At 54.0% G+C, this 20,934-nt stretch carries 21 protein-coding genes; 19 read left to right on the top strand and 2 right to left on the bottom strand.

What is annotated here, in order from left to right:
• Nucleotides 1-565 precede the first annotated feature (565 nt).
• The 3 genes from rluC to sppA are packed head-to-tail and all read left to right on the top strand — an operon-like array spanning nt 566 to nt 3,185.
• On the top strand, nt 566-1,528 hold the full coding sequence (gene rluC / locus FBY12_RS24825; RefSeq protein ID WP_145256810.1) for a 23S rRNA pseudouridine(955/2504/2580) synthase RluC: 963 nt from the start codon (nt 566-568) through the stop codon (nt 1,526-1,528).
• Nucleotides 1,515-2,174 carry an HAD-IA family hydrolase gene (locus FBY12_RS24820; RefSeq protein ID WP_145256807.1) on the top strand — a complete coding sequence of 220 codons (660 nt, stop codon included), beginning with the start codon at nt 1,515-1,517 and terminating at the stop codon, nt 2,172-2,174. Before rluC ends, FBY12_RS24820 begins: the two co-directional genes overlap by 14 nt.
• A gap of 24 nt (nt 2,175-2,198) precedes the next feature.
• Entirely contained in the window at nt 2,199-3,185 is a 987-nt protein-coding gene (gene sppA / locus FBY12_RS24815; RefSeq protein ID WP_145256803.1) for a signal peptide peptidase SppA, read from the top strand.
• A gap of 185 nt (nt 3,186-3,370) precedes the next feature.
• Here the strand turns inward: sppA and FBY12_RS24810 are convergent, their stop codons facing one another.
• Nucleotides 3,371-3,949: a nucleoside triphosphate pyrophosphatase gene (locus FBY12_RS24810; protein WP_109520912.1), complete on the bottom strand. Its 579-nt coding sequence runs from the start codon at nt 3,947-3,949 to the stop codon at nt 3,371-3,373.
• Nucleotides 3,950-4,054: 105 nt separating this feature from the next.
• On the opposite strand from FBY12_RS24810, the gene FBY12_RS24805 reads away from it, so the two are divergent.
• From FBY12_RS24805 to FBY12_RS24740, 14 genes are all read left to right on the top strand, one after another.
• Nucleotides 4,055-4,582: a YceD family protein gene (locus FBY12_RS24805; protein ID WP_092279262.1), complete on the top strand. Its 528-nt coding sequence runs from the start codon at nt 4,055-4,057 to the stop codon at nt 4,580-4,582.
• 13 nt (nt 4,583-4,595) lie between these two features.
• Entirely contained in the window at nt 4,596-4,778 is a 183-nt protein-coding gene (gene rpmF / locus FBY12_RS24800; protein ID WP_008152339.1) for a 50S ribosomal protein L32, read from the top strand.
• A gap of 4 nt (nt 4,779-4,782) precedes the next feature.
• Entirely contained in the window at nt 4,783-5,793 is a 1,011-nt protein-coding gene (gene plsX, locus FBY12_RS24795; protein ID WP_145256800.1) for a phosphate acyltransferase PlsX, read from the top strand.
• A gap of 125 nt (nt 5,794-5,918) precedes the next feature.
• The gene (fabD, locus tag FBY12_RS24790; RefSeq protein ID WP_121731938.1) at nt 5,919-6,857 is read left to right on the top strand and encodes an ACP S-malonyltransferase; all 939 of its coding nucleotides are present in this window, start codon (nt 5,919-5,921) and stop codon (nt 6,855-6,857) included.
• 16 nt (nt 6,858-6,873) lie between these two features.
• The gene (gene fabG, locus FBY12_RS24785; protein ID WP_121731939.1) at nt 6,874-7,617 is read left to right on the top strand and encodes a 3-oxoacyl-ACP reductase FabG; all 744 of its coding nucleotides are present in this window, start codon (nt 6,874-6,876) and stop codon (nt 7,615-7,617) included.
• Nucleotides 7,618-7,808: 191 nt separating this feature from the next.
• Nucleotides 7,809-8,045, top strand: coding sequence for an acyl carrier protein (gene acpP / locus FBY12_RS24780; RefSeq protein ID WP_121731940.1), 237 nt, complete (start codon nt 7,809-7,811; stop codon nt 8,043-8,045).
• Between the two features lie 108 nt (nt 8,046-8,153).
• Nucleotides 8,154-9,398, top strand: coding sequence for a beta-ketoacyl-ACP synthase II (gene fabF, locus FBY12_RS24775; RefSeq protein ID WP_121731941.1), 1,245 nt, complete (start codon nt 8,154-8,156; stop codon nt 9,396-9,398).
• On the top strand, nt 9,398-10,219 hold the full coding sequence (gene pabC / locus FBY12_RS24770) for an aminodeoxychorismate lyase (protein WP_145256797.1): 822 nt from the start codon (nt 9,398-9,400) through the stop codon (nt 10,217-10,219). The genes fabF and pabC overlap by 1 nt, the downstream gene beginning before the upstream one ends.
• 3 nt (nt 10,220-10,222) lie before the next feature.
• Nucleotides 10,223-11,452: an endolytic transglycosylase MltG gene (gene mltG, locus FBY12_RS24765; protein WP_121731943.1), complete on the top strand. Its 1,230-nt coding sequence runs from the start codon at nt 10,223-10,225 to the stop codon at nt 11,450-11,452.
• A gap of 257 nt (nt 11,453-11,709) precedes the next feature.
• Nucleotides 11,710-12,345 (top strand): dTMP kinase, encoded by a 636-nt coding sequence (gene tmk / locus FBY12_RS24760; protein WP_145256794.1) that lies wholly within the window; start codon nt 11,710-11,712, stop codon nt 12,343-12,345.
• A 13-nt stretch (nt 12,346-12,358) separates the two neighbouring features.
• Nucleotides 12,359-14,350 carry a hypothetical protein gene (locus FBY12_RS24755; RefSeq protein WP_145256791.1) on the top strand — a complete coding sequence of 664 codons (1,992 nt, stop codon included), beginning with the start codon at nt 12,359-12,361 and terminating at the stop codon, nt 14,348-14,350.
• A 3-nt stretch (nt 14,351-14,353) separates the two neighbouring features.
• Nucleotides 14,354-16,414, top strand: coding sequence for a tyrosine-type recombinase/integrase (locus tag FBY12_RS24750; protein ID WP_145256788.1), 2,061 nt, complete (start codon nt 14,354-14,356; stop codon nt 16,412-16,414).
• Between the two features lie 43 nt (nt 16,415-16,457).
• On the top strand, nt 16,458-17,432 hold the full coding sequence (locus FBY12_RS24745) for a hypothetical protein (RefSeq protein WP_145256785.1): 975 nt from the start codon (nt 16,458-16,460) through the stop codon (nt 17,430-17,432).
• A gap of 1 nt (nt 17,433) precedes the next feature.
• Nucleotides 17,434-18,723, top strand: coding sequence for a site-specific integrase (locus FBY12_RS24740; RefSeq protein WP_145256783.1), 1,290 nt, complete (start codon nt 17,434-17,436; stop codon nt 18,721-18,723).
• A 619-nt stretch (nt 18,724-19,342) separates the two neighbouring features.
• On the opposite strand, the gene FBY12_RS27715 is transcribed toward FBY12_RS24740, so the two are convergent.
• Nucleotides 19,343-19,834 carry a transcriptional regulator gene (locus FBY12_RS27715; RefSeq protein WP_256663358.1) on the bottom strand — a complete coding sequence of 164 codons (492 nt, stop codon included), beginning with the start codon at nt 19,832-19,834 and terminating at the stop codon, nt 19,343-19,345.
• A 226-nt stretch (nt 19,835-20,060) separates the two neighbouring features.
• On the opposite strand from FBY12_RS27715, the gene FBY12_RS28245 reads away from it, so the two are divergent.
• Both FBY12_RS28245 and FBY12_RS24730 read left to right on the top strand, forming a co-directional pair.
• Complete coding sequence (locus FBY12_RS28245; RefSeq protein ID WP_371927547.1) at nt 20,061-20,453, top strand: hypothetical protein; 393 nt, start codon at nt 20,061-20,063, stop codon at nt 20,451-20,453.
• A 55-nt stretch (nt 20,454-20,508) separates the two neighbouring features.
• The gene (locus tag FBY12_RS24730) at nt 20,509-20,931 is read left to right on the top strand and encodes a hypothetical protein (RefSeq protein WP_306092832.1); all 423 of its coding nucleotides are present in this window, start codon (nt 20,509-20,511) and stop codon (nt 20,929-20,931) included.
• The last annotated feature ends 3 nt before the right edge of the window (nt 20,932-20,934 follow it).

The raw sequence follows: 20,934 nt of genomic DNA, 5'->3' as shown, positions 1-20,934 counted from the left end.
ACGTACGCGTCCTGCTTGCTGTGGCTACTTAAGCACTCAGTCAGGAGGAGGAATCAACCGGCGGCTGTGGACGAGATGAAGCGTCTTGATAAAGCCTATTGCTACACAGTCCAGCGGTTGTGCATCTCCACCCTACACGTATCCCTGATAATTCGGGTGCTGCCGCGCGCAGAATCCGCAGCGGGTTGGCATTTACCGTGAGCTCCGAAAGGGGAGGTCACGCATCATGGCTAATTTAGGCGTTGTTTCCGAAGCATTCGCTCGGGGTCATTCGCAGCTGACTGCACTTTGTGAACTGGCCATGAATATTGGCGAGCAAAACGAGTGAAAACTCTGCTTTGCGGCTTGATTCAGGCCTCATGTCACCTGCGCTCGTTACACCTGCAAACTCCACCGTTACGTAGCGAAAGCCCCGTAGGACGGCCTCGCGTCCTGGTGAATTGCGTTGGTCAGGGCCGGTTTTTGACCGTTAGTCCGCTGTCCAGGCCGCTTTTGGCGGCGTTCGCGACTATAGCAGCAATGATTAAGTGCTTCAATTCCATAAAAAATTGTTATCATCCGCGCCATGACGACTACTGCCCCTTCGACCCCAGCCGTACAACTGCTGGAGGTCTCGCCGGAATATGCCGGCCAACGCATTGATAACTTCCTTCTCGCTCGGCTCAAAGGCGTGCCCAAGACCTTGATTTATCGCATTTTGCGCAAGGGCGAAGTGCGGGTGAACAAAGGTCGGATCAAGCCCGAATACAAGCTGCAGGCGGGCGATATCGTGCGCGTGCCGCCAGTGCGCGTGCCCGAGCGCGACGAACCGGTGCCGCTGGCACAAGGCCTGCTGCAACGCCTCGAAGCGTCAATCATCTTCGAAGACAAAGCCCTGATCGTGATCAACAAGCCGTGCGGCATTGCCGTTCACGGTGGCAGCGGCCTGACCTACGGCGTGATCGAAGCTTTCCGTCAGTTGCGTCCCGACTGCAAGGAGCTGGAGCTGGTTCACCGTCTCGACCGTGACACCTCCGGCCTGCTGATGATCGCGAAAAAGCGCAGCATGTTGCGCCACTTGCACTCGGCACTGCGCGGCGATGGCGTCGACAAGCGCTACATGGCGCTGGTTCGCGGCAATTGGGCGGCGTCGATCAAGCAAGTCCGCGCGTCGCTGGGCAAGAGCAATCTGCGCTCCGGCGAGCGAATGGTCGAGGTCGACGAGGAGGAGGGCAAGGAGTCGGTGACCGTGTTCAAGGTCCTGCGCCGTTTCGGCGACTTTGCCACGCTGATCGAAGCCAAGCCGATTACCGGCCGCACCCACCAGATTCGCGTTCACACCTTGCACGCCGGGCATTGCATTGCCGGCGACAGCAAGTACGGCGATGACGATTTCAGCAAGGAAATCCGTGATCTGGGCGGCAAGCGCCTGTTCCTCCACGCCTACATGCTGACCGTGCCGCTGCCGGATGGCGGCGAGCTGAAGTTGCAGGCGCCGGTCGACGAGATGTGGGCCAAGACTGTGGAGCGCCTGAGTGCACCCATCTGATTACAAACTGCTGATTTTCGATTGGGACGGCACGCTGGCTGATTCCATTGGTCGGATTGTCGAAGCGATGCACGTCGCCTCTGAACGCTCCGGGTTCCCGTTGCGCGACGACTTTGCGGTCAAAGGCATCATCGGCCTGGGCTTGCCCGAAGCGATTCGCATGTTGTATCCAGAAATTGCCGATGACCAGTTGATTGCGTTTCGTCAGCACTACGCCGATCACTACATCGCTGCTGAGGCCGTGCCTTCGCCGTTGTTCGAAGGCGTGGTCGAGTCGATGGCAGCGTTTCGCGAGGCTGGTTATCACTTGGCGGTGGCGACCGGCAAGGCGCGTCGCGGGCTCGACCGGGTGCTGAAGGCGCATGGTTGGGAAGAATATTTCGATATCACCCGTGCCGCCGATGAAACCGCCAGCAAACCGCACCCTCTGATGCTGGAAGAGATTCTCGCGCATTGCCGGGTTTCGCCGCAGCAGGCGCTGATGGTCGGGGATTCGTCCTTCGATCTGCAGATGGCGCGCAACGCTGGCATGGATAGCGTGGCGGTCAGTTACGGCGCGCAATCCATCGAGGCGCTCAAGCTGTTCGAGCCGCGGCTGGCGATCGATCATTTTTCCGAATTGCATGCCTGGCTTCGTCAGGCTTAATACGTTTTTGCTGGGGTGGATGGCATGACCGACGAATGGAAAGCGCCCGAGCGGGCGAGCACTGAAGGTGACGCCAAGAGCTGGCAGTTGCTGGAAAAGACTTTGCTGGCCAGTGTCCAGGAGCAGCGTCGCTCGCGGCGCTGGGGGATTTTCTTCAAGCTGCTGACGTTCGTTTATCTGATCGCGGCGTTGTTGCTGTTTACGCCGCTGATGGACATGGAAAAGAGCGCGGCGCGCAGTTCCAATTACACCGCGCTGATCGAAGTCACGGGCGTGATCGCCGACAAGGAATCCGCCAGCGCCGACAATATCGTCACCAGCCTGCGTGCAGCGTTTGAGGACGGCAAGGTCAAAGGCGTGATCCTGCGCATCAACAGCCCGGGCGGCAGTCCGGTGCAGTCGGGTTACGTTTATGACGAAATCAAGCGCCTGCGCGGTTTGCATCCGGACACCAAGGTCTACGCGGTAATTTCCGATCTGGGCGCTTCCGGTGCTTATTACATCGCCAGCGCGGCGGACCAGATCTATGCGGACAAGGCCAGTCTGGTCGGTTCGATTGGCGTGACGGCGGCCGGTTACGGTTTTGTCGGCACCATGGAAAAGCTTGGCGTTGAGCGCCGCACCTATACGTCGGGCGAGCACAAGTCGTTCCTTGATCCGTTCCAGCCGCAGAAACCTGAAGAAACGCAGTTCTGGCAGGGCGTGCTCGACACCACGCATCAGCAGTTCATCAACAGCGTAAAGAAGGGCCGTGGTGATCGACTCAAGGACAAAGAGCATCCTGAATTGTTCTCCGGGTTGGTCTGGTCGGGCGAGCAAGCGCTGCCGCTGGGTCTGATCGATGGTCTGGGCAGTGCCAGTTCGGTGGCCCGTGACGTGATTGGCGAGAAAGAACTGGTGGACTTCACCGTTCAGGAATCAACGTTCGACCGCTTCTCGAAAAAGCTCGGCGCCAGCGTGGCTGAGCACTTGGCGATGTGGATGGGTTTTAACGGTCCGTCGCTGCGCTGATTCTGTTTGCTGCATAAAAAAAACCGGCCGAGATGGCCGGTTTTTTTGTGAGCACAATCTCTGTAACAACTGTGGCGAGCGAGCTTGCTCGCGCTTGGGTGCGTAGCGCCCATAAAATTCTTGGGGCTGCTGCGCATCCCAGCGCGAGCAAGCTCGCTCGCCACAAAATCGGGGTAATTTTCACATCAGGGGATTTGCACGCCTTCGGCCAGCAGCATGTCGATCAAGCGGATCAGCGGCAAGCCGATCAGGCTGGTCGCATCAGGGCCTTCGGTGCTTTGAAACAGGCTAACCCCCAAGCCTTCAGCCTTGAAGCTGCCAGCGCAGTCGTAGGGCTGCTCGGCGCGCAGGTAGCGTTCGATGCGTTGCTGATCGAGCACGCGCATGTGCACGGTGAACGGCACGCAGTCGACCTGGCAACCCCCGGTCTGGCTGTTGAGCAGCGCGAGGCCGGTGAGGAAGGTTACGCTGGCGCCGCTGGAGGCGAGCAATTGTTCGCGGGCCTTTTCGAATGTGTGGGGTTTGCCGATAATGCGCTCGCCGAGCACGGCGACCTGATCGGAGCCGATGATCAGGTGCGCGGGATGGCTGCCCGCCAGTGCGCGTGCTTTCTGTTCGGCGAGGCGTTTTACCAGATTGATTGCCGATTCATTTTCACCATGGCTTTCGTCGATGTCCGGTGAGCTGCAGGTGAACTCGAGCTGCAGGCGGGCCAGCAATTCCCGGCGATAAACCGAGCTTGAAGCGAGTAATAAAGGCAGCATGCGCATCTCCAAAAAGCAGTGCCGAATTCTAGCGAGGCTTGCAAGTGACGGACAGGGCTGAATTTCCTTTGACATGGCTGGGTGCATCCCTATAATGCTGCGCCTATGTTGAATGACCCGATTCCACCTCACGTTGACCCGCGCAAATTGGCTGATCGTGGCACCACCCTTCAAGGTGAACTGCTGCTGGCCGATTTGGAGAGACTCTGCGACCCGCTTTCCGACACTGTCGGTACGGTGCAGGCTAAATTCGTTTTTGAACGAGATGAACGTAAATCTGTGGTCATCCACAGCTTTATCGACACCGAAGTCAAAATGGTTTGCCAGCGTTGTCTTGAGCTGGTCACCCTGCCGATCCACAGCGAATGCAGTTACGTTGTGGTGAAGGAGGGTGCGAATACCCAGTCGTTACCGAAAGGTTATGACGTGCTGGAACTGGGCGAAGATCCATTGGATCTGCAGTCACTGGTCGAGGAGGAGCTTTTGCTCGCCCTGCCCATTGTGCCTGCTCATCATCCGGAAGAATGCCAGCAGCCGGCGGGTCTCGATGAGCCCGAACCGAGCGAGGACGAGGTAACGCGGTCCAACCCGTTCAGTGTATTGGCGCAGTTAAAGCGTGACCCAAACGTTTAGGAGTTAATCAATTATGGCTGTTCAGCAGAACAAAAAATCCCGCTCTGCCCGTGACATGCGTCGTTCGCACGACGCCCTGACGGCAAGCACTCTGTCTGTAGAAAAAACCACTGGTGAAATTCACCTGCGTCACCACGTATCGCCAGAAGGCGTATACCGTGGCCGTAAAGTGATCGACAAGGGCGCTGACGAGTAATCACTTGTCTGCTCAAGTCATCGCGATTGACGCAATGGGCGGGGACTTCGGTCCCCGCAGCATTGTTCAGGCCAGCCTCGCTTGCCTGTCTGCTACACCCTCGCTGCACCTGACCCTCGTCGGTCAAACCACCCTTTTGGAAGAACTGCTCTCCAGTCACTCGGCTGTGGATCGCGCGCGCCTGTCGATTACCCCCGCGTCCGAAATCATCACCATGGACGAAAAGCCTGCGCAGGCCTTGCGTGGCAAGCCTGACTCGTCGATGCGCGTGGCGCTTGAATTGTTGCGTGATGGCAAAGTCCAGGCGTGTGTCAGCGCCGGCAATACCGGCGCGCTGATGGCGTTGTCGCGATTTGTGCTGAAGACGCTGCCCGGCATTGATCGGCCGGCGATGGTCGCGGCGATTCCGACGCAGAAGGGTTATTGCCAGTTGCTGGATCTGGGCGCCAACGTCGATTGCAGTGCCGAGCACCTGTTGCAGTTCGCGATCATGGGCTCGGTGGCGGCGGAGACGCTGGGCGTGGTGCGCCCGCGCGTGGCGCTGCTGAACATCGGCACCGAAGACATCAAGGGCAATCAGCAGGTCAAGCTCGCTGCGACCTTGCTGCAGAACGCGCGCGGCATCAATTACATCGGTTTTGTCGAAGGTGACGGTTTGTATCGCGGCGAGGCGGATGTGGTGGTGTGTGACGGCTTTGTCGGCAATATCCTGCTCAAATCCAGCGAAGGCCTGGCGACCATGATTGCCGGGCGTATCGAAGCCTTGTTCAAGCAGAACCTGGCCTCGCGCGTGGTCGGCGCATTGGCATTGCCGCTGATGAAGCGCTTGCAAGCGGACCTGGCCCCGGCGCGACACAACGGCGCGAGTTTTCTCGGTTTGCAGGGGATCGTCGTGAAAAGCCACGGCTCGGCGGGTGTGCAGGGCTTTCAGAGCGCCATTCAGCGCGCCCTGATCGAGATTCAGGAAAACCTCCCACGACGTCTGCACGGTCGTCTGGAGGATTTGTTGCCTTAGGCGTTTTCGTCGGACAATGCTTAAATGTGACCGCTCAGTTCAATTGGCCATCCAACTGTCAGTTTCTTGCGTCCCCGAAGCGGGACGTCAATTCTCCGACGACAAGATCATTAGGGGCTTGTTACATGTCTGCTTCCCTCGCATTCGTCTTTCCAGGACAGGGTTCGCAGTCCCTCGGCATGCTGGCCGAGTTGGGCGCGCAACATCCGATCGTCCTCGAAACATTCAAAGAAGCTTCCGATGCTCTCGGTTACGACCTGTGGGCGCTGACCCAGCAAGGGCCGGAAGAGCAACTCAATCAAACCGATAAAACCCAACCGGCGATCCTCACCGCTTCGATCGCCTTGTGGCGTTTGTGGCTGGCTGAAGGCGGCGCGCGTCCGGCTTATGTGGCCGGTCACAGCCTGGGCGAATACAGCGCCTTGGTCGCTGCGGGCAGCCTGAGCCTGGGCGACGCGGTGAAACTGGTCGAGCGTCGTGGCCAACTGATGCAGGAAGCCGTGCCGGCCGGGCAGGGCGGCATGGCCGCTATCCTCGGTCTGGAAGATGCCGACGTGCTGGCAGCGTGCGCCGAAGCGGCGCAGGGCGAAGTGGTCAGTGCGGTCAACTTCAACTCGCCGGGCCAAGTGGTTATCGCCGGTGCCAAGGCCGCCGTCGAGCGCGCCATCGAAGGCTGCAAGGCGCGTGGTGCCAAGCGCGCCATGCCGTTGCCGGTCAGCGTGCCGTCGCACTGTGAGCTGATGCGTCCGGCCGCCGAGCGTTTTGCCGAATCCATCGCCGCCATTGACTGGCAGGCGCCGCAGATCCCGGTGGTGCAGAACGTCAGCGCCAGCGTGCCGGCCGATCTCGAGACCCTCAAGCGCGATTTGCTTGAGCAGCTCTACAAGCCAGTGCGCTGGGTTGAGTCGGTCCAGGCGCTGGCCGCCAAAGGCGCGACCCAATTGGTCGAATGCGGCCCGGGCAAAGTGCTCGCCGGCCTGAACAAACGCTGCGCCGAAGGCGTGTCGACTTCCAACCTCAATACCCCAGACGCTTTTGCTGCCGCTCGCGCAGCGCTGGTCTGAATCAGGAGAAACTTGCATGAGTCTGCAAGGTAAAGTTGCACTGGTCACTGGCGCAAGCCGTGGTATCGGCCAGGCCATCGCCCTGGAACTGGGTCGTCAGGGCGCCATCGTGATTGGCACCGCGACCTCCGCAGCGGGTGCCGAGCGCATCGCTGCAACCCTGAAAGAAAACGCAATTCAGGGCACCGGCCTGGAACTCAATGTGACCAGCGACGCCTCCGTCGCCGCCGTGCTGGCGAGCATCACCGAGCAGTTCGGCGCGCCGGCAATTCTGGTCAACAATGCCGGCATCACCCGCGATAATCTGATGATGCGCATGAAAGACGACGAATGGAACGACGTCATCGATACCAACCTGAACAGTCTGTTCCGCCTGTCCAAGGGCGTTTTGCGTGGCATGACGAAGGCGCGTTGGGGACGAATTATCAGTATTGGTTCGGTTGTGGGTGCCATGGGCAACGCAGGCCAAGTAAACTACGCAGCCGCCAAGGCAGGTCTGGAAGGTTTCAGCCGCGCATTGGCGCGTGAAGTCGGTTCGCGTTCGATTACGGTAAACTCGGTGGCCCCAGGGTTCATCGACACCGATATGACCCGTGAACTGCCTGAAGCGCAGCGTGAATCCTTGGCGACACAGATTCCGCTGGGCCGTTTGGGGCAAGCTCAAGAGATCGCGTCTGTGGTCGCTTTTCTTGCATCCGACGGTGCGGCTTACGTTACTGGGGCTACAATCCCGGTGAACGGCGGGATGTACATGAGTTAAATGTGACGGGTTGCTTCAAAAAAATGTCATACGAGCTGTCTAAAATCCGTTATAAAGCTGCAATCTATTTATAGGCAGAGGGCTGCAGGGTTTGAGGAGTGAAGCTTTCAGTTGAAAAACCGAAAAGTCTTTCTATACACTTACCCACTGGCCAGCTGCCTGAATTTGTCCATTAGGAGTGAAAACAAGGTATGAGCACCATCGAAGAGCGCGTCAAGAAAATCGTTGCTGAGCAACTGGGCGTTAAACAAGAAGAAGTGGTCAACACTGCTTCCTTCGTTGAAGACCTGGGTGCCGACTCCCTTGACACCGTTGAGCTGGTGATGGCTCTGGAAGAGGAATTCGAGACCGAAATCCCTGACGAAGAAGCTGAGAAGATCACTACTGTACAAGCCGCAATCGATTACGTTACTAACCACCAGGCTTAATAGCTTGTAATCGTTGCTTGCTGTCATGGAAAAACCGCACTGCCATCACGGCGTGCGGTTTTTTCTTTAGGCCTCATGCAAAGTCGTCATCAGAAAAAGGAGAGTGCTGTGTCGCGTAGACGCGTCGTAGTCACCGGTATGGGTATGTTGTCGCCACTGGGCACGGATGTGCCGAGCAGCTGGCAGGGCATTCTGGCTGGCCGCAGTGGCATTGGTCTGATCGAACACACCGACCTTTCTGCCTATTCCACCCGTTTTGGCGGCTCGGTAAAGGGCTTCAATGTCGAGGAATACCTCTCGGTCAAGGAAGCGCGCAAGCTCGACCTGTTCATTCAATACGGTCTGGCCGCAGGGTTTCAGGCTGTGCGTAACGCCGGTCTGGAAGTCACTGACGCCAACCGCGAGCGCATCGGCGTGGCCATGGGTTCGGGTATTGGCGGTTTGACCAATATCGAAGAAACCAGCCGCACGCTGCATGAATCCGGCCCGCGTCGAATTTCACCATTCTTCGTGCCTGGCTCGATCATCAATATGATTTCCGGTTTCCTGTCCATCCATTTGGGTGCACAGGGGCCTAACTACGCCATCGCCACCGCATGTACCACCGGTACGCACTGCATCGGCATGGCGGCGCGCAACATCATGTACGACGAAGCCGACGTGATGATTGCCGGCGGCGCCGAGATGGCCGCGTGCGGTCTGGGCATGGGCGGCTTCGGTGCCTCCCGCGCACTGTCGACCCGCAACGACGAGCCGACCCGTGCCAGCCGTCCGTGGGACAAGGGCCGTGATGGCTTCGTGCTGTCCGACGGCGCCGGGGCACTGGTGCTCGAAGAACTGGAGCACGCCAAGGCGCGTGGCGCGACCATCTACGCCGAGCTGATCGGCTTTGGCACCAGTGGCGATGCGTACCACATGACCTCGCCACCGGCCGACGGCGCAGGCGCTGCGCGTTGCATCACCAATGCCCTGCGCGATGCCAAGATCAACAGCGATCAAGTCCAGTACATCAACGCCCACGGCACCTCGACCTCGGCCGGCGACCTCGCTGAAGCCTGTGCGATCAAGACCGTGTTCGGCGATCACGCCTACAACCTGGCGGTCAGTTCGACCAAGTCCATGACCGGTCACCTGTTGGGTGCGGCGGGCGCGGTCGAGGCGATCTTCAGTGTGCTGGCGATCAACAGCCAAGTGGCGCCGCCGACCATCAACCTCGATGAGCCGGACGAAGGCTGCGACCTCGATTTTGTGCCGCACACCGCGCGCAACATGGACATCGATGTGGTGCTGTCCAACTCCTTCGGGTTTGGCGGGACCAACGGCTCGCTGGTGTTCCGCCGGTTCGCTGGCTGATGGACTGCTGGGTCGACGGTCAACCGGCTGACGCTCTGTCGCTGAAGGATCGCGGCCTGGCTTACGGTGATGGTCTGTTCGAGACCATTGCCGTGCGCGGTGGCCAGCCGTTGCTGCTGGAGCGCCATTTGGCGCGTCTGGCCGAGGGCTGCGCTCGCCTGGCGATCAATGCCGATCAGGCGTTGATCCGCAACGAACTACTGACGTATGCCGGCGCCATGAACGAAGGCGCGGGTGTGCTCAAGCTCATCCTCACCCGTGGCGACGGTTTGCGCGGCTACGCCCCGGACCCATCCGCGCAGGCCCGACGCATTCTGCAAGGCAACCCTCCCGCAACTTACCCGGCAGTGCATGCCGAGCAGGGCGTTCGCCTGTTTCCCTGCACCACACGACTTTCCCAACAACCTTTGCTCGCCGGGCTCAAACATTTGAATCGCCTGGAGCAAGTCATCGCCCGTGCCGAATGGCAAGATGCCGAACACGCCGAAGGCTTGATGCTCGACCAAGCCGGGCGGGTCATCGAAGGCGTCTTCAGCAATCTGTTCCTGGTGCGCGACGGTGTGCTGGTGACCGCCGATCTCAAGCGTTGTGGCGTGGCCGGGGTGATGCGCGCCGAATTATTGTTTCAGGCTGAGTCATTGGCGATCCCCACGCAAATCACCGACATCAGCCTCGATCAGCTGCAATGGGCCGATGAAGTGTTCGTCTGCAACAGCGTGTATGGCATTTGGCCGGTGCGCGCCTATGCAGCACTGAGCTGGCCGGTTGGCCCGCTCACCCGTAAACTCCAAACCATTGCCCGCGCGCTACTGGATGTTTGATACGTGAGACGTAAATTTCTGCTGCTGCTGGAAACCGGACTGGTTCTGGCAGGGCTGCTGGCTGGCGCTTCGGCCTGGAAAATCAATTCGGCGCTGCACCAGCCGCTGAACATTACCCAGGAAGAACTGCTGGAAGTGCCCAAAGGCACGACACCGACCCGCACCTTCTATCGACTCGAAGCCGATGGCGTCATCAAGGACGCTTTCTGGTTGCGCGTCTATTGGCGCTTCAATCTGGCCGCAACGCCGATCCACAGTGGCGAATACCGCATGCTGCCGGGGATGACTGTCGATGGCCTGATCGATCTGTGGAAGCGCGGCGAAGTCGTGCAGTACAGCGTGACACTGGTTGAGGGCTGGAACTTCCATCAGGTCCGCGCCGCCCTGGCCAAGGACGACAAACTCAAGCAAACCCTCAATGGCCTGAACGATACGCAAGTGATGGACAAGCTCGGTCACAGCGGGATTTTCCCCGAGGGCCGCTTCTTCCCCGACACTTACAGTTTTGTGCGCGGCATGACCGACGCCGAGCTGCTGAACAAAGCCTATGAGCGCCTCGACGAAGTGCTCGCCAAGGAATGGGAAAAACGCGCCGCCGACGTGCCGTACACCGAGCCGTATCAAGCGCTGATCATGGCGTCGCTGGTCGAGAAGGAAACCGGCGTGCCGCAAGAACGCGGGCAGATTGCCGGGGTGTTCGTGCGACGGATGGCCATGGGCATGTTGCTGCAGACCGATCCGACGGTGATCTACGGCCTTGGCGACCGCTACAACGGCAAGCTGACCCGCGCCCATCTCAAGGAAGCGACGCCGTACAACACCTACATGATTTCCGGTTTGCCGCCGACACCGATTGCGATGGTTGGCCGCGAGGCGATTCATGCTGCACTGAACCCGGTGGCCGGCAACAGCTTGTATTTTGTCGCGCGCGGTGACGGCAGCCACGTGTTCTCCGATGATCTGGACGCGCACAACTCGGCGGTCCGCGAGTTTCAAATCAAGCGCCGCGCCGATTACCGCTCCAGCCCGGCCCCGGCGAGCGCGCCCGTGACGCCGGATGCCGAGACGCCGATTCCTGCAGCGTCGCCCAACACCGCGCCGGAAAGTGCGCCGCAGGTTCCGGCGCAGGAACCGGCGCCTGAGCCCGCGACCCCGCCCGCAATGAATTCGGCAGAGCCCGCGCAAGAATCTGCGCCGGAACCGGACGCCGCGGCGCCGCAAAGCACGCAATGACTCTGACTAAGGACTGCCTGTGACTGGCTTGTTTATTACCCTTGAAGGCCCGGAAGGCGCCTTATATCTCTTGGTGAGTCAACGTAAACCGGTGTTGTTATAGTCTCCTCTCGAAAAATGTAAACTACCCACATAGGGTAATTATTCTGCTGATACGGCTTACAGCCCCTTTTACACCTGCGTTTTAGTCCTTGACGCCTATCTGACTCGTCTCCATTATGTAAACCACTTAAGTCTTTCTGCAGTGGTGAATCTCAATGTCAAATGGATGCCTGATCGTCTGCGACGGTAATAACGGAGCTGGTAAATCGTCGGTGATCAAGCATCTCAGCGGGTGGTTGAGCGAGGCCGGTCATCACGTTTTAGTGACGCGTGAGCCTGGTGGAACTCCGATTGGAGAAAAGATCAGAGAGGTGGTACTTGATCCATCTACCCCTGAGCTTTGCGATACGACTGAACTACTTCTGTTTGCCGCTGCTAGGGCTCAGCACCTTCAAGAGAAAATCATTCCAGCCATTGAGGGTGGGGCGATTGTGATCTGTGACCGCTTCACACCCGCCACCATCGCATTTCAGCACTTTGGTCGAGGCCTGCCATTGGATCGCGTACTGGCGATCAATGAGATCGCTCTGGGGGGCTTCAAGCCTGACTTGAATATCATTTTAGATATCGATCCTGCGGTAGGCATGCAGCGTGTTGCCGGCCGGGGAGAGGTCTTGGACAGGATGGAGTTGCAGAAGGCTGAATTCCTATCGCGTGCTCGCCATGGCTTTCTAGTCCAAGCCCAGCAAAATCCAGACACCTTTGCGGTTGTGGACGCCTCTCAAAGCTTTGAGGCTGTTGCTGCAGACATAAGAGCTGTAGTAGAGGAGTTGCTGGCTCGCTTGGCATAACAAAGAGCCACATATGCGATACCTCTCCATGTATCACGCTGAGCTATCAGCGACGTCCGCAGATGCAAAGGTCATCCTCGCAAATTATATAGAGCATCCGCTGTTCAGTTTTACGGATGCTTTGTGCTGCGGTTTTCACTACGTGTTTATAAAATATGTACCAGATGTCAGTTATTCGAAAGGGTATGCTCTGCGTTCGGCGATAAAGGATTTTCTAGATTTCAGGCAAGACCACAATAATAAGCTCCACCCTGACCTTCATCTAAAAGGGGTTGGGGATATCGGTGTTGAACAGTTTAAGCTTTTTATGGATAGGTTGCGGCGCAATGGCCAAACTCTCTATCCTGCGAGAAGCATAAGATCCGCAGTTTTAAAAGTGGCAAACCACAACGATGATGGCCTTCCACTTTTAACGTTGCCTAGCGTACTGATTAAAACTCAAGTGAGAGAACCACTCGACGAGGCGGCCGATGCCAGTTTTTATGAATCAATGCGGTCGGAAGTTGATGATATGCGACTCATGCTTGAGTTTCGCAAGCAGGTTAAACTCGCTGAACCATATCGCTTGGAAGAAATCCGTCCTTTGATCTCAGAGCTCTTGTTGATCAGTAAAAAATCAGAATGGGTTATTGATCCTGTTCGAGCATTGAAGACTCTTATGTTGGATGGTTACCCATTTAGGGTGACTAAATCCGACTCTACAGCATTGCGCAAAAAAATCCGAAAAATACCATATGTACAATCAATTACCTGTCCTAGTGAGTTTGTACTAAGTTGCTGCCTACCTTATAGTTATTCGGTGCTCAGGAGGCAAACTCCAGATTCAATTGCTTATGATGATCTGGTGCGAATGTATTATCCTACTGCACAAAATCAAGCAACTCTGGGGCTTTTCATTCAGCGACAGTCGAGTTGGAACAAAGAGACAGTTATAGCCATCGATAAAAATCACTTTCTGCACCCTATGTCTGAGGTTGCGCATTCTGATGTGGTTCTTGTTGTGTCTGAAAAAGAAAAATCCCAATCTGCTAACAAAAACTATGCGTCTCCAAAACTCGCAAAAGCAATGTCAACCAGATCGGATAGGTACTCCATTTTTAACTTGATGGAGCTTGCTAAGACTTTGTCAGAGCCTCTCGCTGAAGTTGTGAATAGCTCGGACAGTTTCGCCCTGGATGATCCGCTGAGACGGTCGATATTCCTATGTCTATCTGAGCATGAGTCTGACTGGCAAATCAAAGAGTCCGGCCCTGATATCAGAGTAAGCTCGCTGAAAAATCAGAAATATTGGAACATTGGTGTCGCTGAGTTTTTGGGCAAACACCAACTGGTTGACGCCGGTGTGCCACTTAAAAGCGCGATTGACCTGGAGGGGCGGCTTAGGGTGACGTGGGAATACTATAACGCCAAAAAGACCAAGCACCCCTTATCGCTAACCGCCCTGCAACTCGGCCATTCCAGCCTTGAAACCACGAGTGCTCATTACGACAGTTCTGCCATGGCTATCAAGGATAGAAAGGTGCGTTATCGGAGCATTCAGGAAGAGTTGATGGAAAAATTCCGAAGTAATAAGTTTCACGGAATTGTCGGTAGCACTGTGCGGGCGAAGTCGGCTGATCCCACCTTTCGTATCTTTACGATCATGGGGCATGAGCGTGCACTGTGGGCTTGTATAGATTCCAGTAAGCCAGACTATCCAGAGGCGGTTGAGCTATTTAAGAATGAGCGTTGTACTCGCTTAGATAAGTGCTTGTTTTGCAGCCGAATCTACGTACTTGGCGACTCATTACCTTTCCTAATGGAGCGGTTATCAACGCTTCAGCGAGCTGTTGAGGCGGACGAAGGACGCCTTGAGGCGCACAAAGATGAAATTGAAATTTTGGAGTATCTCCTTAGCATTTGGGGCAACCAATCTGCAATTGCTGAAGCGCTTGTTTACATGAGGGAATACGAGGCATTACTGCCGTTCGATATGCTCTCGCTCATCGCCTACATTGAGGATTAACTTGTGTCTAAAAATAATGCTCAAGATGACGATGATTCTTTTCAGTCCATTTTGGATGAGATTGAGCGCGAAGCGTCTGATGCAGCCGATGCCTACTTTTCGGAGTTGTATGAGGCATCTCATGGAGGAGCCGAAGGAGTTTGCAAGCAGCAGCTGAGCGGGTTGGTGACGAAGCTAGCTGTGTCCCCTAATGGATGTTTCCCTGTTTCAGAGTATTCCAATTATAGCGAAATGCGATGGGTGTTGTTGCGCTCCGAAGGCTTTAAGGATATTGAGGTTTATATCGATCGTGCTCGGAGTGATTTGCAAGAGTTGAAGCGAGCTATATGTTACCACTTTATACCCCACCTACATCCGATCGGTACGATTCGAAGTTTTCGTTCAACTGAAACTTATAGTGATGGGTTTCGTTACGTACAGCGGCATATTTTTGAAGCGAATTTTTTAGACGCTTCTCCTGAACATATCGGTGTCATCACTGCAGGAGTTTTGAATGCTGCATTAGATGATGCGCGGGACTCCGGAGTGATGCGTGCTTATTGGTTGTTATTTTTTCATATCAATTTCTGGATTTTTTTGTCCGTCGAAAAGTTGATTCCTGAAGAATTTCGCTTACAGGTAGATTTGAACGATGTTGATACCATAACGCGTCGAAAAGATATCCAGGAGATTATTCGTGTATCGCTTGTAGGCTGGAAGCCTTTTTCCGAAGATGAATTGCGTGACCTGCTAACCTATTCTTTCTTTTGGATTGACAAAGCGATTCCGGTAATTAATCAGGTGTTGGAGTATTGTAAGTTTCGGCCTGAGATTGATAAAAAACATTATAGTTATGGTAAGCGCGATCTTGAATTTGAGGCAGTGATTGGTAAAGAAGTAGACGGCGTTGTGATCGTTGGGTTTTCGCACACTCCTAAAAAAATAAAACACACGGGTATTGGTGGTAAAACTCTGTCCTATGATACGAACTTGTACACATGGCGTAAGGGATATATGTACGCTGTAGATAGGGTGCGAAACGCAATCTTCATTCTCTTCGGTCTAATGACAGGGCTGCGCAGGCGTGAGCTGGCTCCGCTCCAGTTCGACGACGTTTACAAGAAGGAAAGTGACGGTCTCTGGTATGTTTCTTTTGTCAGGTATAAAACCAGCGACGATCCCAATTATTTTGGGGAGGCTGATGAGATTCCTCTCCCGGACTACTTAGGAGATGCGATAGCTTCTTACAAGAAACTTAGAGAGTTTGATAAGTACATGCTGAAGGGTTACTTATTCCAGCCTGTGATTCCGACCCATGAGATGAATCAAGTTGACAGGATGATCACTAAGGTTGCGGTTAATCTCTCTGCGGAAGTTGGTGTTGACGGCCTCCATATTCATCGCTTTCGGAAAACGATTGCTGAAATATTGATTAATAAGTCCGAACGTAATATTGATATTATTCGGATGCTTTTTGGTCATTCAAGTTATGTCATGGGGCTACGGTATATTGCGAGGAACCCCTTCTTGGTTTCATCTGTTGTCGAGACCTTGAGAGAACACTTCGCCAAAGATTTTGTCGATATTCTCCAATCTATCAATTCCGGTGTTTATGCTGGAGAGGCTGCCAATGGTCTTGCTGGTCGCATGGCTGGTAGGCCGGACATTTTTGTCGGGAAACTTTTGAAGCTTACGGTTCTCGAGTATGTCTCTCACATGTTTCAAGGCGGTGAGGCTGTCTTGGTTCAACGTACGACGCTTAGTACATTTTGTATGAGCGGCCTTATTCACGCTGGGGAGTCTCTACCTCCGTGCATCGCTGATCGGGCAAATCTAATTTATCCAGTAAGCCCGGACGTATCGAGCTGTCATATTCATTGTTCTCGCAATTTAGTGCTAGGTTCTGCTCAACGTTCTATCGAACAGAATTTAAAGTTTTATAAGACGATCAGGTCATCCTCTAGAAAACTCAGTTACGCCGCCCATTTTGAGCTGGATCAAAAGATCAGCATTAATGAGAAACTGCTTGAAGAGTTGTTGCACCCTAAACCACCTGTTATCGAGCGTGAGGTTTCGCAATCATGATCAGCCGTTCTCGTAAACGACCGAAGAGCAGGGGAAAACGATAATGACTGCAGTTAATACTGAACAGCGCCTAAAAAAAATCATCTGCGATCATTACCTTAGCGGCGCTTCAGAACGTCTTACTATGATCGAGGTTTGCGCGCGCGCGGAAATCTCTCGACAGTCTTTTCATAAATTTTATAGCCATCTCAAGCCGTATTTGACCGGGGCCAGGAATGTTGATGAGTTGCTAGTCGGAGACCAAGCTGATGCCAGCAAAACAATCATCCAGTGTCAGAAATTGGTTAGAGAGGCGCAAGCCGAGCTGCGTTATGTGAAGGAAAACCAGCAGAAGGAGCACCAGAAGCTTGAGGGGAATCTTTTAACGACCCTCATGAATGGTGACGTGTTAATCCATCACTCCCGAGAGCTTACTAACGAACTAAAGAAGAAAGCGCTCCATAACGAAATTCTCAAGCGAAATCTCTTAGAGAAGGAACTTGAGTTATCAGAAAGCCGTGGTTTGAGCAACGCTGTAAAGCAGCACGGTAAGCCTGAGTCCATGATTATGAAGTTTCAGTTAGATACTCGGGATGCTGTGGCAAGATATTCAGAGACTCAAGATCTGGCTGGTTATTACGGGGATAAAGCGCTCGCAGTTAGTAAGCTCAAGGAAAAGCTACAAAAATTCCTGAAGAAAGGTGCTGTCAGGGTTGTAATTTTTCAGAATCGTTTCATTTCCTCATTCGATAAGTTTCTCGAGAAGAACTTTCATCCAGCGGACGCTGTTGTAGTGATTGATTTGCCTCTTGCATCCAGATCCGAAATTCGGGACTTCGTCCGTGGTTTGGTCGATGCAAGGCCACTCGAGATATTCGTTCCGTATTGTGACAGCGAGGCAACGATCAAAGCCCAGCGCGGATTTTTGTATGGCCAAATTCCCGCTCCTGAATTTCGTAGTTTCGATAAAGAGCCGCTGCCTAGTATTCAGGATGGTTTTGATCGTGTAGTGGTGTCTAAAATTGCTCAAGGAGATTGAGATGCTCGAGATCTCCAGAAAGCTAATTACCTATGCGTGCCCACTGTCGGGTAAGGAAACTACTCACTACATACTGATTGCGGAAAGCGGTCAAAAGCGTGTGCTTCTAAGCCATGCTAACCTTTACCTTCGCGCTGTCACAGCACAGTCCGAGGATACATCTAATAGATACTCCCATTTAATTGCTAAGTTCTATCGATATTTGTCTACCACTGCTAAGTATGAAGAGGTAGAAATTTATCAATATCATGCGCTCGTAGATAACGATGATTTGAAAAATTGGCAGGTTCATCGAGCGATTAAGCGTCAGGCAAAACAGTCCTTGAAGCCTAGTACAGCTACGATCATTGATGAGGGTAAACTCGTCTACGGATTCTTTTACTGGTTGGATTCGGAAGGCTATTCTAGTTGCTTAAATTTCAAGCTAAAAACCTGGCAGCCTAATTTTAAGAACAATGATTTGCTCAGCTATATCAAACGTGAGGCGCGCGTTGCATTGGATGGTAAAGGCATTAAATCATTGGATCGTGAGTGGCGACAGAAGCAAAGCTATTCACTGATCACTAACCAGGAGATCAGGGATTTCGTTGGTGGGTTCCATGATCCCGTCTACGTAGCGATGTTCATGCTTGCGTTGGGCACCGCGATGCGCCCGATGGATCTATGTGATTTCCCGTATGCGGGCAATGGTTTTAATCGGCATATCCAACCACACGAAAACATGACGTTCGATGACGAAACCGTTGAATATCGAATCTATTTTAGTAAAGGCAAAAAGCACCGTACCATCAGGATTCATCAAGGGGATCTTAAAGCTTTAGCCGATAACTATACGAATACGCTTTACCCGCCCAGGGCAAAGTTATACGCCAAAAAGTATGGTAAGCCTTGCCCACCTTCTATTTTGTTTTTGAATGCCGCTGGGGAGCCTGTGACACCTAGGATGGTCGCCACTCGCTCCACTGCTGCGAAAGTGCGGGCTATAAGCAATGGTTCGAAAATGCGCTCTGATGTTTGCTTCTATGACAGCAGACATTGGTGGCCAACCATGTTTTTGATCAAGCGATTTGGGCCGGGATTGCTGGGGGAACTCAGTGAAGTAAAAGACATCGCTGCGATGCAGGTGCTGAAGGCGCAGATGGGCCACGCTCACTTGCATACTACCTACGATCACTATGTTGATGTGGCCCGTGTTCTGTTGCTAGCGCACGAAGGTTATGTGAACGAGCTTTATATCAACGCGGATCAGACAGTCAGTGAGTTTCTCAGCGCGCCAGTATTCAAAAATTAATTTCGGGAACTTGGTGCTGTGATTTGGCGACCACCTTTCCCTGGATGGTATCGCCAAGTGGCCGAAGCCGTTTTCAAGAAAAAGTGGCCTGTGGCTTCGATCCAGATTGTGTGTTGTCGACCTGCAGATCTGTTGACCACAGCCTATTGATAGTCGTCCATGTGTATCCGAGTTCGCGCGCAGCTTCAGGACGGCTGTAGCCCTATGCCTTCAATAGCTGAATCTGTTTCTTCCCGCCCGGGCTTCAGCCATTACTTGTGCTGCCTCAGTAATGAAGCAAAGCCTGCTTCGCGAGACCTTCGGCGACTTTCCTGACTCGTAGTTTGAGGATGGTTAACATTGTTTCTGCTTAAGGCTTGCCACCTTCGGGGGTACTGCTGGTGTGAACCAAACCCTGACTGCGTCAGGTTTTGCCCCTCCGGGCGTTCATCCTCAAGCCTTTAGCCCAGAGGGTCGGCGCGCTCCGCTTGCGCTACAGCTTACCTTGCAACAAATCACGAGCGGCGTGAAGCTGTGCGGTGCAGAAATGCCCGCGCTTTGGATACGGTGGAACTGTCGTTCACCTCAATCCCGTGCGCTCCGATATCTGCAGTCTGGAGCACTTTCTCGAAGGCAAATATCACGCGGAATCACCTTGATCGGACGTGGTTGTTTTCAGATATCTGCGGACAGTGGATTTCGACAGCCCCAGTCTCTCTGCAATCTCGGACACCGGTACTCCGGCACCACTCAGGCGATCCGCTTCAGCCGCTTTTTGCGCTGCATCCGATCGGACGGGTCGACCAGGCGGTAGTTTTCCGGCTCGTGCCATTGACTCCATTTCCTCTTCAACACTCTCTTTTCTGATTCTGTTCATCTGTTTGGAGACGCGTTTAAGACCCTCCCCGAACGGCTCATTAGATTGCAGGGACGTCGCCATGAGAACGAGTGAGGCCGGCTCAACTTCCATTAGCGCTGCAAGACGAATGAGCACATCAATCGTGATGTTAACTTCACCACGCTCTATCCGGCCCCAGTAGGAACGGTCAATTGTGATCAGGTTTTCCTGCGTAAAGCCCTTTCTTCGACGCAGTGCTCGTACTACTACGGCAAGGGCTTCTGCGGCCTCCATGATATTTCCCCAAGCAAATCGAGGATGAGGCCATATTGCGCCGCACCATAACACGGACTATCATCCGTATTATGGTGCGATCAGCACTTTTAGGCTGGCTTCCCGTGATCCGATCGATGTCTCCAAGCCAACGTAACTGGCGTGCGGAGAGACTCTTTGGGAGGGGCGAGCGCAAACAAGCGGGATTGAATTGTCAATTTCTGGGTTATTAATTGAGGTAAATCGTATGGCTAGCGTCCAAGAGCCCGACTTTATGAAAGGGCCGAGAACGGGCCTTGAAGGCTTGGCGGGCACTTCTGAGGCTCGAGCATTAGCGGTGGAGCGCTTTCCTAAAAAACCTTACTGCCTAGTTCGAGATTGGACAATATTTCGCATTGAGGTCACACGCGACGAACTCTTCAAATGTCATGCATCGGGACAGCTACCGATGATCTTGTTTGCTCACAACGTGGCCGAAGACAGTCAAGGTCGTTTCGAACGGGGTGATTGGGTTCGTTCAAGCATGTGCACTGGTATGCACGACGGTGTTGTGTTCGAAACTAGAAACACAATTTACGTGTTGATCGGCCCTGGCCATGAACAGCCCGCAAGTCTGAATGACGTTTTTTCCCTCTTTTAACTGCGCTCTCTATCGAGGCTTAGGACTTACGATGTTTAGAACACACGACGCCGACATGCTAGGTCTACCCGGTATGTTCGGTGAGGGTCAGTGCCAATGGCATCAAGTATCAAAAGTGCTTCGTAATCACTGGTATCACATAACTGTTCAGGCCAAGACCAAGGGACAGGTATCAGAAGCGGTTCTGATGGTCGACAGCGAACCTCGACTTCAGCAAATCCTCATTTCCCAAGACGCTGAAATGGTCATCACAGAAGTGCAGGTAGTCACTCCGGGTCACATGAATGGCACGTCAGGTTGGCGCATGGAGGCGCTGAGGAAAGTGACGCTTGGAGAGGACGAAAATGAGTGCCTTGTTTGCCTTCTAGAGATCGAAACGGGTTCCAAATATCACACATCTCACCAGCCAGGTTTCAGAAGCGATGCGCTGAATAACCTTCGCCCAATCTTTCTCTCAAGCATGATTCGATCAGCCTGAAAT

It is taken from the genome of Pseudomonas sp. SJZ131, from assembly GCF_007828705.1.
GTDB lineage: Bacteria > Pseudomonadota > Gammaproteobacteria > Pseudomonadales > Pseudomonadaceae > Aquipseudomonas > Aquipseudomonas prosekii.
The sequence above is the reverse complement of the archived record's forward strand: the minus strand, read 5'-3'. Positions and strand labels throughout refer to the sequence as shown.

Excerpts from the sequence above, each read along its gene's own strand:
- rluC (WP_145256810.1), top strand. The coding sequence starts at position 566 with ATGACGACTACTGCCCCTTCGACCCCAGCCGTACAACTGCTGGAGGTC.
- sppA (WP_145256803.1), top strand. The coding sequence starts at position 2,199 with ATGACCGACGAATGGAAAGCGCCCGAGCGGGCGAGCACTGAAGGTGAC.
- FBY12_RS24810 (WP_109520912.1), bottom strand. The coding sequence starts at position 3,949 with ATGCTGCCTTTATTACTCGCTTCAAGCTCGGTTTATCGCCGGGAATTG.
- FBY12_RS24805 (WP_092279262.1), top strand. The coding sequence starts at position 4,055 with ATGTTGAATGACCCGATTCCACCTCACGTTGACCCGCGCAAATTGGCT.
- rpmF (WP_008152339.1), top strand. The coding sequence starts at position 4,596 with ATGGCTGTTCAGCAGAACAAAAAATCCCGCTCTGCCCGTGACATGCGT.
- fabD (WP_121731938.1), top strand. The coding sequence starts at position 5,919 with ATGTCTGCTTCCCTCGCATTCGTCTTTCCAGGACAGGGTTCGCAGTCC.
- fabG (WP_121731939.1), top strand. The coding sequence starts at position 6,874 with ATGAGTCTGCAAGGTAAAGTTGCACTGGTCACTGGCGCAAGCCGTGGT.
- acpP (WP_121731940.1), top strand. The coding sequence starts at position 7,809 with ATGAGCACCATCGAAGAGCGCGTCAAGAAAATCGTTGCTGAGCAACTG.
- pabC (WP_145256797.1), top strand. The coding sequence starts at position 9,398 with ATGGACTGCTGGGTCGACGGTCAACCGGCTGACGCTCTGTCGCTGAAG.
- tmk (WP_145256794.1), top strand. The coding sequence starts at position 11,710 with ATGTCAAATGGATGCCTGATCGTCTGCGACGGTAATAACGGAGCTGGT.
- FBY12_RS24755 (WP_145256791.1), top strand. The coding sequence starts at position 12,359 with ATGCGATACCTCTCCATGTATCACGCTGAGCTATCAGCGACGTCCGCA.
- FBY12_RS24745 (WP_145256785.1), top strand. The coding sequence starts at position 16,458 with ATGACTGCAGTTAATACTGAACAGCGCCTAAAAAAAATCATCTGCGAT.
- FBY12_RS24740 (WP_145256783.1), top strand. The coding sequence starts at position 17,434 with ATGCTCGAGATCTCCAGAAAGCTAATTACCTATGCGTGCCCACTGTCG.
- FBY12_RS27715 (WP_256663358.1), bottom strand. The coding sequence starts at position 19,834 with ATGGAGGCCGCAGAAGCCCTTGCCGTAGTAGTACGAGCACTGCGTCGA.
- FBY12_RS28245 (WP_371927547.1), top strand. The coding sequence starts at position 20,061 with ATGGCTAGCGTCCAAGAGCCCGACTTTATGAAAGGGCCGAGAACGGGC.
- FBY12_RS24730 (WP_306092832.1), top strand. The coding sequence starts at position 20,509 with ATGCTAGGTCTACCCGGTATGTTCGGTGAGGGTCAGTGCCAATGGCAT.